The sequence below is a fragment of the Enterococcus sp. DIV0806c genome (assembly GCF_051710905.1).
Classification (GTDB): Bacteria; Bacillota; Bacilli; order Lactobacillales; family Enterococcaceae; genus Enterococcus_B; species Enterococcus_B mundtii.
Genome location: NZ_JBIOLO010000002.1, coordinates 143,196 through 157,030, shown reverse-complemented (window position 1 = coordinate 157,030; position 13,835 = coordinate 143,196). Strand labels below are relative to the sequence as shown.

Below are 13,835 nucleotides of genomic sequence, written 5' to 3'. Positions count from 1 at the left end.
ATATTACGAAAATAATGGATTTTATTTAATGAAAATTTTAGATAAAGTATCAGTTGCAGAGAGGATATATTTAAAAACCGTTCTGTAAACATACAACCAAAATATGATGGGTTATATATCGGTTTGTAAAAGGAGGAGGGAAATGAAAAATGAAAAAAAGTTTGTTAACAACAATATATTGTTACTTCTATGCTTACCATATAGTGTAGAAGCTGCCTCGGTTCAGTCGACTGAGTCCGAAGGATCAATTCAATTTTCAGGACATTACGAGCCAATCGGTATACCAGATCCACCACCGGTTTTAATCACCCAAACAGGTGGTAATCTGCCGCAAACAAACACTGTTGTGCAAAACGACTCACTGATTTTAATAGGTTGGTTAATCATTATTCTAGTTATTATTATCGGTGTAAAAATAAGACTAAGAAAACCAAAAATAAAATTTGAAAGAGGAAATCACATATGAAATTTAATCAATTAGTAAGTGTTGCTGCATTATCTACAACCATTTTAGTTGGAGGCGTTCAAGCGTTTGCTGATGGAGAACCGGAAGAAACAAGCGAAGTTCGTAAAACGACAACCGATGGGCAAATCACATTCACCCCAGGAAATGATGATACGGAAGTGGATAAACTACCCGAAGGACCAGAGGTAGAAATTCCACCGATTACAGGACCCGGTGGCCAAAATAAAGGACCGTTAACGATTGCGACAGTTCCAACGATGAATTTCGGCTCACAAATTATCTCAACTATCGATAAAAATTATAACATGATCGCTGAAAGACAACAAAAGACAGGAACAACGGGCGAAGAAAACAAGATCCCTTATGTGAGTTTGGCACAAGTCCAAGACACACGTGGTACGAATAAAGGATGGAAACTCACGGTCAGCTTGTCTGAATTTGAGGGACCAAAAGATACACAAAATTCCATACTTAAAGGCGCGAAAATCACTTTATTTAATCCAGAACTACTTTATAGCGTTGATGATCCTGAACAAAAACCTGAGGTACATGCTACTGGCCTGGAGCTATTACCTGGGGAAAAGGCTGTGCCAGTGATGACAGCGGCAGCTAAAAAAGGGGCCGGATCAACTTCCGTTGTTTGGGGAAACCATGCTGCCATTGCACAACAAGTCACAGCGGGGGCGGACATAGTAGAAAATGACGCGATTAAACTATTTGTTCCAGGTTCAACCGCCAAAGATGCAGTAACGTATACCTCTAAACTGACATGGGAATTAACTACGACCCCAGATAATCCAGAACCTGAGAGTTTAGAAGTCTAAAAAAACAATTTGTTTATCAAATGACAAACCAACAGCATCACAGCACCTTGTAACGTTACCTTTTAAGAAAGGATTCATAGAATGAAACCTACAAAAAAAAATGATAGACACCTGTGGGTACTCGCTATTCTCTTCTTTTTCTTTCCGACGTCAGTTCAGGCAGAAGAAACGGCACTAAATATTTATGCCACACCTCTTTTCCCAGACAGTCAAGTAGATGAGGACAAAGGCTATTACGATTTGAATCTAGCCCCGAATCAAAAAGAAATCTTGCGCTTGGAGATTGGGAACACGAGTGGAGAACCCGTAAGGGTTCAGGTGACCCCGCACACAGCGTATACCAACGTGTTAGGAAACGTCGAATATGGCAAAGATGCCGAAGAAGCGGATCCAACCTTAACTCACTCCTTAGATGAACTGATAACCCCTTCCGGTGTCATTGAATTAGCGGGAAATGAAAAGAAGACGGTTGAGCTTCCCTTACAGATGCCAGAAGAAGCCTTTGACGGCTTTTTAGCCGGAGGCTTACGCATTGCCGAACTAAAAGAGGAAACAGAAGAAGCCGATGAAACCACAGGGGAAGGCGTGGCCATCAAGAATGAATTTGCCTATGTGGTTGGTGTGGTCGTCAGTAATAACAGAGACTCGGTACAACCGGAGTTGGAACTATTAGATGTGTTTGCGGATCAATTGAACTACCGCAATGTGATCAGCGCCACGTTACAAAACTTCACGCCCACTTTTGTCAATCAATTAGCGGTGGAAGCCACCGTAAAACGAGCAGGGGAGAACGACGTTCTCTATAAGGCCGAGAAAGAAATGATGCAGATGGCGCCGAATTCCAACTTTAACTTCCCGATTTCTTTAGAAGGGGATCGCTTTCGAAGTGGGAACTATGTCCTAGAATTAACAGCTACATCGGGAGAAAATGAATGGTCGTGGACGCGTGAATTTACGATTGAAGCCGATGAAGCCCGCAAGTTAAATCGAGAAGACGTAATGATTGATTCAAGTATCAATTGGTGGATGATCGGTGCGATTATTTTACTCGTTTTAATGCTTGGATTGGTACTTTACCTGATGTGGCAAAAGAAAAGAGCACGTGAAAGCGAAAAAGAAGTATAGAGAGGAGGATTTCATGAGAAAGCTAATGAAAAAAGGAATGCTCATTTTAGGAACGATGATTCTTGTTCTGCATGCATTCCTCCTGCCAGTAGGCATCGTCTATGCGGAAACCACGGATAAAAAGGAAGGGGGGCAAGTACAGGAAGAAGAACAATTGGAACTTCCATCCATAAAAAACTATCTAGAAGTGGAAAAAGAAGGCAATCCTCGCTTTTCCTTTCCTCGCTCTCGCCTTCAAGGAACGGTTGAAGAGCCATTGAAGCTGACCTTTGTTTCAGATCAAGAGGTGTCAGAGGCAAAGATTACCCTTCCGAAGGAAGCAAAGCTGGTAAAAGATCAGTTACAAGCTGGGGTTACCGTCAACCAAGAAGAAGAATCAGATGAATGGACGATTCAAGCAGAGCGGGCGCAACAAACGTTTGTGCTTCCTGTAGTATTTGAATCTGAAGGCAACTATGAGGTGTCGATCGAAGAAGCAACTGCGACACTTGAAATATCGGAAAAGGAAGAAACGGAGATTGAAGATCAATCAGAAATGAATCAGAAATCCTCTGATGAATCAAATGAAGAACATGTGCAAGATGTAAATGCGACTGAACAATCAGAAGAAAAAGAAGCGCCTGTAGCAACCGAAGAATCGAATGAAGAATCAATTCCTTCTAAGAACAAAACATTCGAAAAGACAGTCTTTGAAGGAAATACGGCAGAAGTCGCAACAATGGCCGCATTTAGAGAAGCAGTTGCAAATCCTGAAGTCGGAATTATCTCTGTTCAAGAGAATTTAACTGAAACTACAGCAAATATCATGACAATCGATCGACCAATCAAGATACAAGGAAACGGTCATACGCTGACTTTTGGTAACAATAGTTTTTATTTTCAATTAGCAGAAGTGAGTGAACCAACGACCTTTCGGATAGAAAACGCGACAATTACAAAAGTAGGCGCTACTCCTTTAGTTAATGCAACAACACAAGTTAGTCGCAATTGGGTATTAGAAATAGAAGATGTAGCAGAAATCAACGCAAATACGATGCGACTTGCTTCTATGCCAGAAGGAACGATTATTTTTACAGGTGGGAACTCCAATTTTACGCGGATAATTTCTTCTGCGGCTTTTATAGAAGCAAAAGAAGTCAAAGCTGTAAATAAAGCACAAGTGACAATTAGCCGAGGTAATATGACTATCTTCTTTTCTTCAGCCATAGTATCAGCGCCAAAACTTGTAGTAGAAGCTGGCTCAGCAATTACGATTATGACAACTGGTGGAACGGCAAATACGATCGATTTAAGAGGAGACCAATCCGAAATAGCTTTACAAACAAACGGGAAGTTATCTATAAGTACGTTTGGAACTCCAGCAACTCCGAGCATTACAACAAATAATACTATTATACTCAGCGGCGCAAATCCTAAAATTTCCGTTAATTCAGCTAGTAAGCTAACGGTTACAAGCACGGCTGCTAAAAGAGGCCTATATCTATCTGGAAATAATCCTAAAATAATAGTTGTTGATTCAGAATTATCTGTGACCTCTGCTACACATGCAGCAATTAGTTTGATAGGTAGTGAACCATTGTTTTCGGCCACTAAAAGTAATAGTGACATTCGCTCAACAACAGGAGCGACACTTGCCTTGGCTGGTGACTCACCTAAAGTTTATTATGAGGGTGGGACTGGGAGTTTTACAAGTACTACAGGACAACGACTAAACTTAATTGGCGATAATCCACAGTTGTCATTAAATCAGACACAATTTTTTCTGACAGCTACTACAGGTCGAGGTGTCTACTTACAAGGAATAGTTCCACAGGTACTAATGAATGAGAGTAGCATTGAAATGACGGACACTGATCCTTCTCAAGCAATGATTTTACAAGGAACAGATGCGTTACTTTCTTTGAGAAATAAAAGTGAGATGTACATCAATGGTGGTGGAACTGGGACGTTAGAAAACATTGCAATAGGAGACAATAATGCGCGTCCAGAGCTTTCCGTTACAGGTGGCTCAAAGTTGTCAGTTACAACATCCAGTGCTACTCGATCTCCGACAGACACTTTAAATAATGCTATTCATTTAAGAGGAGTAGAACCAAAAATAAATATTACCAGTGGGTCAGAGCTTAAAGTTTCCGTAACTTCTAATGCACGCCGCGGGCTATATTTAAACGGTACAAATGCGGAAGTTAATTTAAATGACAGTCACTTAGATATAAATACAATATCCGGTCGAGCACTCAATCTCAATGGAGAAAGTAGTACGCTAAATGCTAATAAATCAAATCTAAAGCTTAATACTGCAGAGGGTGCAGGTATATCTCTGTCTGGACACAATTCTGTAGTTAATGCGCAATCTAGCCTTATAGATTTTAGTGGTGCAACTGGTTATGGAGTAGAAATCGCGGGTAACAAACCTAAATTTCTTTCATCTGATAGTGAAATCAATATCAAAAATATGAGGTCAGCTAATGGAGTAACGTTGAATGGGCAAAATTCTTTTTTAGAATTGACTAATAACAGTCAAATGTCTATAGATGGAGGAAACGGCATACATGAAAATATCTTAATCGGAAATGGGAATGCTAATCCATCATTAAAGGTAACTGATAACTCAAACTTATCGATTAGAGCACAGAGTACCTCGAACACTGCAGCAATTGACAATAATAACTCCATCCGAATAGCTGGATCCTCACCAATATTAGAGGTCTCAAAAAATTCCAAAATATCCATTGATGTTTTATCGGGTGGGCCTAGAAGTATTTTTATGAATGGAGAGTCTGCCAATTTAAAAGTGGAGAATAATTCTGAAATTATCAGTAAGAATTTATATGGTACTTCTATTGGAATGAGCACGACTAATGCGCAGCTTACAGTAGATAATTTTTCGAAAATAGATATTGAGAGTTCTGCGAGAAGAAACAATTCTTTGATTGACATTACTACGGGGTCAAATGATGTTTATATAAGAAATAATTCATCTATTGCTAGCAAGCACGTAGAGTTTGATAATCCTGGTACTAATACTCGAGCACTATCTATGAGTGGTTCTAACAATAATATTATTATTACAAGTGGTGGAAATCTCAACTTAAATAATAGGCATTATACCAATCGTCCTAATAGTGGCTCTGTTTCATCAAATTATTCTACTATTTATCTTGGGAATGGAGAGAATAATTTTAGTATCGATAATAATAGCGCAGATAGAGATAGGTCACAATTACGTTTAACGAATGATTATGCAGCAGCTTTGTATTCTGACGGTGGACATCTAAAATTTAATCAAAAAGCGGATACTATTTTTTATGCTGAAGGCTCTTCAATTAATACTCGTGAATGGGGGGTTTTCGTAGCCCAAGACACTATGGAATTCAATGTACACTCCCCGTACTATTTTGATTTTAAAAACGTCAGGAAAGATGGAGGTGATATTTTCGGAACTAAAAATGGATCTAGCTTAAATATAACAGATACTTTTTTTTCCGCATGGGCCACAGGAAGTAAGTTTGATGATGATCCCAAAATAGGTTTCTTTGAAAAAATTGATGTCGCTTATGAAGGAAGAGATTTTGTTTCCGCATCTTCGAGTAATAATCTGAACCTAACAGACTCTTTACCTGGACTATCTGGAAGAGTATCCAGAATATCTGCTAATAATTCAGCTCCTATTTTAGACGGAGTTAGGCAACCAACCAATGCAGATAAATCATTTATAGCTGAGTTTTCTTATAAAGAAGGATTAGATGATATAAGGGAAGCTGGTACGGATGAAATTACTGTCGAAATAAAAGTAACGGATCCAGACAATAATTCTAATAATTATACGGCTTCTACGGTGGGGAACGAATCACCGATTCAAACATGGGAAGAAAAAGAAAATAATGCTCTCGGAAAAGCTGGAAGAGTATCTTTTGAATTTGAAAATCTCCTCAAAGAAGGTACGATTATTGAGTTTGTATCAATAAGTAGAGGAATGAAGGAGGGAGGGATATCCCTATCACAAGAAGAATTGGAAAAGATCCGTCCAATAACGGTTATGAATGTAACTCCACCAGAGTTAGTTGATTTTGGCCACTTTATAGAGTTAACCACTGAGACTACTTCCATTAAGGCATTTCCAAATCAAATAAACATTCCTGGAAATAATGCGTTGTTGTATATTAATAATCAGCATATAGCGACACAGAAAGTAGGAAATGATGGTAGTTTTTCTTTCGAACTAAATACTAAACTAAATGAAAGTGACAAAGTGCAAGTTTTGATGGAAGATAATCAGGGGGGCATAATCGATACTTATAGTACTATAACTAGTGTTTTTAAAAGACCAGAAACTAATAATGATAATGGAAATAGAAACCCTCAAATGGAGAATTATAAATATCATGATGCAGTTTTTCCAAGTGCTAGAACTTATATTGTTGAGCTTGCAAGTAAAGTCTCACCTGTTGATCCATTGAGCCCTGGAATAAAAGTAGAACCAGAAAATCCACCAGTTCTTTCTGAAAATCAGGGGAAATTAAGTATAGATTTTGTCTCTAGGTTTACCTTTGGCCAACAAGGTATTTCTACAAGAACGCAGAACTACTATGCTCAACCACAACGATTATTGAATGAGAACGGGATCATCGATGAAAAGGAAGAACGACCAAATTATGTTCAAATAAGTGATCGACGGCCAGGAGACACACGTAACGGTTGGGTATTGTCAGTGACCCAAAACGGACAGTTCGCAGATCCAAATGATCATAAATTAAAGGGAGCTAGTTTACAGTTGACCAATCAACAGTTGGCATCTATCCAAGAGACAGGGGAACCTGAATTAAATGAGACTGACAGAGCCGTATTACTTCCTGGAGTCAAGACAAAATTATTGACAGCCAAAGATGGTCAAGGTGAAGAAACTTGGATCTATCGATTTGGGGATAGAAAAAATGCTGGGGAAAGTGTCGTTCTTGAAGTGCCACCAAGAGCTGCTCCGAAAGCGACCACTTACCAAACGACTTTAACCTGGGAATTAAGTATGGTACCCAATAATTAATAAGTTAGAAGAAGAGCTTCGGCTCTTTTTCTTTTTTAGGAAAGCGAATACTCAATAACTACTATCTATAGTAATTAACTAAATCGAAAAAAGCATGATACATACTTGGGAACTAAGAACACGGGATCAAGGACTAGTTTTTTGAGTAAATCACCTTATAAATCTGACTGATATGGATATAAAATTATCAAGGTAGACACATGGTTTCCATCAAGCTGAATCTGTTCAAAATGTGATATAAAAATGCCAAGAAACTGCTCAATATTCTTTAGTGTGCTTGTCCTGTATATCCTATATACACCGTGATGGGAGATATCAATGCTATTAAAAGGATTCTAATCAATTGAAATATTTTATAGCTACCTTAAAAAATAGAGCGAATAATGTTAAATTCTAAAGACAGGAGACAAGGATTCTAAAAATCCAACTATATAGAAAATTATAGTTTTCTATATAGTTGGATTTGAATTATAGCTATTTGTAATTTACTACAATTCTTTCGCTATAGCAGCTAATAATACTATAAAGACACATACAGCAACTCCTTAAATGGGTTTCGTATGTGTCTTTATAGTATTAATCACTTCATATTTTAGTTGATCAAAATTCTTACCATATGTAGCAATATATACCACTAAATTTACAGCATCTTTTTGATCAATAGCTAAAAGCTGTCCATTGATTTTCAAAAAGACAAAAGTAGCTAAGAAAGCAGTACGTTTATTTGCATTGTGAAAAGGATGTTTCTTTATCAATTGTACAAGTAGGATAGCTGCTTTTTCATAAATCGAAGGATAAACTTCTTCACCAAAAGCTGAGGCTCGAAGTTGCCCTACACACATTTCTAAAGCATTTGCGGCCTTTACACCAATGGGTTCATTAGGAGAGTATTTTTTTATTTGGATCACATTCATTTTTATAATATCTTGGGCTTCCAGGTAATAAATACTCATTTATCGACAAGCTCTCTAAAAGTAGTATCATATTCAGTTAATGCTTGAGATATTGCTACATCAATTTCATCAGATAAGGTTTGTTTTTTTGTAATTGCTGCTTGAAGTTTTTCTTCATCTAAAAAAACCATCTCCAGGATTTAACCCATTTTCTTTAAGAAACTCCTTTGAAATAGTTAATACTACTGAGTTCCCCACTTCTCTTAATTTTCTTTCTTTGACTATCATAGTCTTCTCCCCTTTTTATCTGTATATACAGGTATATACACTTATTGATTTTAAATCAATCATAGTCCCTCTCATGTCTAACTATATAGAAAGATTGTTCTTTCTATATAGTTAATGTAAAACCCCTCTAAAATATCTTTTTGAGGGTCAATCCTGTTTTATTTAGACAAATTCAACTTTTAATTCTTTCCCTATAGCATGAGCAATAGCCGATAATTTTTCAAAAGATACGTTATCCCCTCGCTCAATTCGAGCGATAGTTGCTTGAGTGGTCTCTGCACGTTCAGCCAGCTCAACCTGTGTTAGCCCAGCCTCTTCTTTCGCTTTGTATAGTGCTACAGCAGTTTGCAGTTTCTCCCCTTCACTCTGATAAGCTTCTGCAAAGGCGGTATCTTTTTTCATATCTTTAATTAAATCATCTATCTTCATTTTCAAACCATTCCTTTCTTAATTCCTTTGCATGATCTATTTCTTTTTTGGGTGTTTTTTCTGTTTTTTTGTAAAACCATGTGTGATTACATATCGCCCATTTCCAATAAGAAAATACAACCCTCTTTGAATATTTGAGCCAACTTTACTTCCCAGTTCATATAAATTAGTATCAATTTTTTTACCCATTTTAAACGTTATGCGAATAAGAGTCCATTTACTTCTGTTTCTTTAATAGTTCTTAATAATTTTGCACGATCTTTAATAGGCAAAGCGGTGATCCACTCTCAAAATTCATCATGCCCATTTGGTCGTTTATAAGTTTTGAATTCTATCTTATTCATAAACTTATTATATTATATATTTATTTATTTAAACTTTTGCGTATAAATAAATTGACAAGCAACTCTATAATTGGTATAGTCCAATTGTAGAGTTGCTTGTCTCCCCTACTCTTTGAAAGGATGAATATAATGAAAAATACAGAAATATATATAAAAATAGATGAGATATTGCTTCATATGCCAGATTATATAAAAGATTTTGTTCAGGAACGTGAAGATAAAGATCAATCTCCTCGTACAACGCTAGAATACCTGAAAAATTATAAACTCTTTTACAATTGGTTGCTGAGCGAATCTATTGTTGCTGATACCTCTATCACATCAATAAAGAAATTAACAGCTTATGATTTAAACCTATACAAATCCCACTTGAAGCGTCGTGCAAAAGAAAATGTCAAAAAAGAAGCAACTAAATCTCAACTTGAAGACAACAACAACTTGGGTTTATCGATTCCTACTATTAACCGAAACATCACCGCACTAAAAGTTTTGTTTAAGTACCTTTCTACGAGTTCAAATAATCCTTTGGGAAAGCCATACTTAGAAAAAAATCCTATGGACCAAGTATCAACTATGGCAGATAAAACAACTTTAGCAGCACGTGCAAATGCTATAGAGAAAAAATTATTTTTAGAAGATGATACACAGAACTATTTGGATTACATTGCAGTGGATTATAAGAACACTTTGAGTAAAAGAGCATTAGTTTATTATCAAAGAGATATTGAAAGAGATCTTGCCATAAATGCTCTTATCTTAGGTTCTGGATTGAGATTATCGGAGGTTGTAAATATTAACTTGGAAGATCTATCTTTAGAGAAGAACAATGTTGTAGTGACTAGAAAAGGAAATAAAAGAGATGCTGTGAATATAGCAGCTTTTGCTATGGAGTACATAGCAAATTATTTAGCTATTCGAAAAAAACGATATAAAGCTTCAGATGATGAGAGAGCCTTTTTCCTTACAACCTATCAAGGAGAAGCAAAACGGATCTCAGGGATTGCAATAGAACGAATGGTAGCAAAATATTCGAAAGGCTTCAGGGTACAAGTCAGTCCACATAAATTACGTCACACATTGGCCACAAGACTCTATCAGCAAACAAATTCTTTAGTACTAACCGCTCAACAATTAGGACATTCCAGTACTAATACGACAACTCTATATACCCATATAGACAATGCAGCTACGATCGATGCTTTGAACGCTTTATAAATGTAGTAAACAAGCATAATAATGAAGCTTGCCTCTACACAAACGTAATTTTAGAGACAAGCTTCATTACCGTTTTTATATTACTAAACTACCAGTTGCCAATCAGCATAACTGATATACAATCGCTTAAACAAAACTTGAAAATCAAGAAAAGAATAATTAATTACAGTAATAACTTTATAAATCAAACCTATATATTCATGATTGCTGGCGAAATTTTTTTTTAAATCAAGATTTAAATTCTCTTCAAAAATACATTTAATTTCCCCGATTGGTAATTGATACTCCATATTACATGACTTAATTAATTTTTTTGATCCACCATCCAGATAGGCATATGTTTCAATAATTATATCCTTTTTATTGATTGGTAAATTACCGTTATTTATTGCATAAATTAAAAATGACTGTTCATTAAGACCATAATCTAATACAATTTCTTCATACTCATATTTCTTCAAATCTTTAATATAGAAATGTGCCGAATTAATCACAACTTGATTGTTTCTATTGTTATTTATTATTATTCGATTGTGTATAAAATTATATAGATTGTCCTATGTTCTTGGTGTATTAAAATTATTTTCTTCGTAATAATCATTATCAACTACAATATTTTGTTCTATCCCTGGTATTCTATTATAAATGTTACTAAACGTTTTAAATACTTCCTAAAATTCAGTTATCTTACCTTCTGAGTTTTTATTATAGTTATTTAATTATACACCAAAAAAACTAATATCTAAATTACCTCCCAATTTAAAACCACGCAACGATGCTCCTATTTCATCTTCAGTAATCCCAATATACCTTTTTATAATTGCTTGTGAACTATGGTTAAAAATAAACATCAACGTAGCGATATCTTTTGTTCTTTTATAATAATGATACCCGAAAGTTTTACGTAAAGTATGGGTACCAATATCAGTTCTATCTAGCTTCTTGGCTACATCAACGTAGATTTGATACACACGATCTCTCGTAATATGCCCTCCCTGCTGTCTGCTTGGAAATAACCATTCATGGTCTTCTTTTCCTTTAGTATAAACTGAAACTTCTTCTCTTAGATTATCTATAAAAATTGGCTTTCTTTTCCCTGTTTTTTGTTCGACGATTACAGGCTTATCTATTTCACGAACATCCCCTACCCTAAGTTTTATAATATCAGACATTCGCAAACCATTATTTATCCCAAATAGAAACAAAAAGCTATCACGTTCAGCATAAGTTGTTCTTCGCAGCCAGAATTGAAAATCTTGGATCTCTTCTATCGTTCGCAACGGTTGAACATTATAGTTCAAATTATTCACCTTCTTAAAAATATTCTGAGTTCTTTATTTTAGCTATATATTACCATAATCATAAACTGATAGATATTAAGATTTAAAAGTCAGTAAAATCAATTGTTTGAGTTTATGATTTATATCATATCAGTAAGTCGGAATATTCAGACTATTCAGTTAAAAAAATTCCCTTTTCACACACGAGGATTCTAAGCTCTTGTTTAAATTTTAGACAGACTGATCTACATAGAAGTTCTTAGAATATTCAGTTTACATAATTAAATTATGGTAAAAAAGTGTATCTTATCATTTTTTATGCTTAATGCGAAGACCACAATTTAATCTATTTATATTCAGTAATAATATTAAAGGTAATGTGATAGTAAAATTAATCAACTCAATAAAACTACTATTACTATAAATCATAAATATTGCTATTTGATTTTACTTATATAGGGCTACCAAATTTTTGTAGTTTAACCTTTTTAATGATAATGAAAAATAAAGTACTACCTTTAAACAGTAGTGCTTTATTCTATTTATATAATATTATCTAGTGTAGTGGAAATTATTTTGTTTTCTACTAACACTATTTTTTTGTTAAAAAAGATAGACCTAGATTAATCGAATTAAGTCGTCTAAAAAAAGCTCACTAAGTAAGGCTGTCACGATAGTGTTAAACGCAACTGAAAAAGGGGCCACCGGATGATTCAAAAAGGGGCCAAAAATTATTTTAGCCATTTCTTTGTATCTTCTACACGAAAAGATGGACCACTGAGATCCAATACATGGGCCCGATGGGCCAAGCGGTCCACCATTGCTGCCGTAAGCGTTGGATCTTTAAAGGTTTCTTCCCAACGATCAAAGGACAGATTCGTCGTAATAATCATAGAGCCGGCAGTCGTCCGATTTGAGAGAAGATTAAAAAGTATTTCACTTCCTATTTGGTCAAATGAAACATAACCTAATTCGTCCAGAATCACCAAGTCGTATTTACCAAACCGGCGTTTATAAAAGTTTAACTGGTTCGCACTCATGGATTCTTTTAGTTCGATCACCAAGTTAGGGATATTCGTAAATAAGACACTTTTTCCAGACAGACAAGCTTCCATTCCTAGAACAGTCGCTAAGTGTGTTTTTTCAACGCCAGGGTTCCCCATTAAAATAAGATTCTCTTTTTGATCGATGAATCGTAACGTCCTCAGCTCTTTGATTTGTTTCTTCATTTTTACTTCCAAATGGCTGTCCATGTAATCATCAAAGGTCACTTTACTTGGCAATTTTGATTGACGAATTAGTGTTTGGATCCGATTGTTTTGTCTCTGTTCAATTTCTAACGTAAGCAGTTGTGTAAGAAATTCCTCGAAGCTTTGATCCAGATTGATGGCTTGTTGAAGTAACGTCGAATAGTTTTTCTTCAGATAGGGTAATTTTAATTGTTTGGCGTATGCTTCGATCATTTATTGGCCGCCTTTCTCACTTGGTGGATCACATTATATTCCTGTAGCTGGTTTCTCGCTTCGTTCACTGCTCGACTAGGCGGTATTTTAGAGACCTTATGGTCTTTCAACGCTTCTTCTAAACGAATGATCAATTGATCCAAAGACATACTTAAATGATCTTCAATAAATTGAAGAAATCTGCGTGGTGTTTTTTGATAATACTGAAGAAAACAGTGTCGAAGCTTCGGCGTCTTCTTCAAAACAAGTGAGTGTTCCAACGTCTTAGGTTTCCGTAAAAAAGTCGTTAAATAATGACGAATATCGATCGAGTACTGCTTTTCTCCCTTCTGAATAGGGTGTGTCGCGATAATCTGGCTGGATCCAACGATTTTCAGTTCATTGAGATAACGTTTTACGATTACTTTCTGTCCAACCAGATAATCTGGAACTGAGTAATAGTTGCCATTCACATGGACGAAACTATA

Annotated in this window: 10 protein-coding genes and 3 pseudogenes; 5 read left to right on the top strand and 8 right to left on the bottom strand. The window is 35.8% G+C overall.

Annotated features, from left to right (window positions below):
* Nucleotides 1-142: 142 nt before the first annotated feature.
* The 4 genes from IGK77_RS15520 (at nucleotide 143) to IGK77_RS15505 (ending at nucleotide 7,456) form a co-directional block, all read left to right on the top strand.
* A complete protein-coding gene (locus IGK77_RS15520; protein ID WP_438713337.1) occupies nucleotides 143-466 on the top strand; it encodes an LPXTG cell wall anchor domain-containing protein in 324 nt (107 codons plus the stop codon).
* Nucleotides 463-1,290, top strand: a complete 828-nt coding sequence (locus IGK77_RS15515) for a WxL domain-containing protein (RefSeq protein ID WP_438713336.1) — start codon at nucleotides 463-465, stop codon at nucleotides 1,288-1,290. Before IGK77_RS15520 ends, IGK77_RS15515 begins: the two co-directional genes overlap by 4 nt.
* An 81-nt stretch (nucleotides 1,291-1,371) precedes the next feature.
* A complete protein-coding gene (locus IGK77_RS15510) occupies nucleotides 1,372-2,415 on the top strand; it encodes a DUF916 and DUF3324 domain-containing protein (protein WP_438713335.1) in 1,044 nt (347 codons plus the stop codon).
* A 13-nt stretch (nucleotides 2,416-2,428) separates the two neighbouring features.
* Entirely contained in the window at nucleotides 2,429-7,456 is a 5,028-nt protein-coding gene (locus IGK77_RS15505; RefSeq protein WP_438713334.1) for a WxL domain-containing protein, read from the top strand.
* A gap of 545 nt (nucleotides 7,457-8,001) precedes the next feature.
* On the opposite strand, the gene IGK77_RS15500 is transcribed toward IGK77_RS15505, so the two are convergent.
* The 4 genes and pseudogenes from IGK77_RS15500 to IGK77_RS15485 all read right to left on the bottom strand — a co-directional run bounded on the left by IGK77_RS15500 (nucleotide 8,002) and on the right by IGK77_RS15485 (nucleotide 9,410).
* Nucleotides 8,002-8,409: a type II toxin-antitoxin system death-on-curing family toxin gene (locus IGK77_RS15500; protein WP_438713333.1), complete on the bottom strand. Its 408-nt coding sequence runs from the start codon at nucleotides 8,407-8,409 to the stop codon at nucleotides 8,002-8,004.
* A pseudogene (locus tag IGK77_RS15495) lies at nucleotides 8,406-8,637 on the bottom strand (addiction module antitoxin). The gene IGK77_RS15500 and the pseudogene IGK77_RS15495 overlap by 4 nt, the downstream one beginning before the upstream one ends.
* 162 nt (nucleotides 8,638-8,799) lie before the next feature.
* The gene (locus tag IGK77_RS15490) at nucleotides 8,800-9,066 is read right to left on the bottom strand and encodes a helix-turn-helix domain-containing protein (protein ID WP_438713332.1); all 267 of its coding nucleotides are present in this window, start codon (nucleotides 9,064-9,066) and stop codon (nucleotides 8,800-8,802) included.
* Nucleotides 9,053-9,410 (bottom strand): annotated as a pseudogene (locus IGK77_RS15485) (type II toxin-antitoxin system RelE/ParE family toxin). Before IGK77_RS15485 ends, IGK77_RS15490 begins: the two are co-directional and overlap by 14 nt.
* 129 nt (nucleotides 9,411-9,539) lie before the next feature.
* Between IGK77_RS15485 and xerS the strand changes: the two are divergent.
* Nucleotides 9,540-10,625, top strand: a complete 1,086-nt coding sequence (gene xerS / locus IGK77_RS15480; RefSeq protein WP_438713331.1) for a tyrosine recombinase XerS — start codon at nucleotides 9,540-9,542, stop codon at nucleotides 10,623-10,625.
* Nucleotides 10,626-10,708: 83 nt separating this feature from the next.
* On the opposite strand, the gene IGK77_RS15475 is transcribed toward xerS, so the two are convergent.
* From IGK77_RS15475 to IGK77_RS15460, 4 genes and pseudogenes are all read right to left on the bottom strand, one after another.
* A complete protein-coding gene (locus IGK77_RS15475) occupies nucleotides 10,709-11,119 on the bottom strand; it encodes a hypothetical protein (protein ID WP_438713329.1) in 411 nt (136 codons plus the stop codon).
* A 225-nt stretch (nucleotides 11,120-11,344) separates the two neighbouring features.
* Nucleotides 11,345-11,926, bottom strand: a complete 582-nt coding sequence (locus IGK77_RS15470) for a tyrosine-type recombinase/integrase (RefSeq protein ID WP_438713328.1) — start codon at nucleotides 11,924-11,926, stop codon at nucleotides 11,345-11,347.
* Nucleotides 11,927-12,636: 710 nt separating this feature from the next.
* Entirely contained in the window at nucleotides 12,637-13,368 is a 732-nt protein-coding gene (gene istB / locus IGK77_RS15465) for an IS21-like element helper ATPase IstB (RefSeq protein WP_438713327.1), read from the bottom strand.
* Nucleotides 13,365-13,832 (bottom strand): annotated as a pseudogene (locus IGK77_RS15460) (Mu transposase domain-containing protein); the annotation flags it as partial. The gene istB and the pseudogene IGK77_RS15460, both read right to left, overlap by 4 nt.
* Nucleotides 13,833-13,835 lie beyond the last annotated feature (3 nt).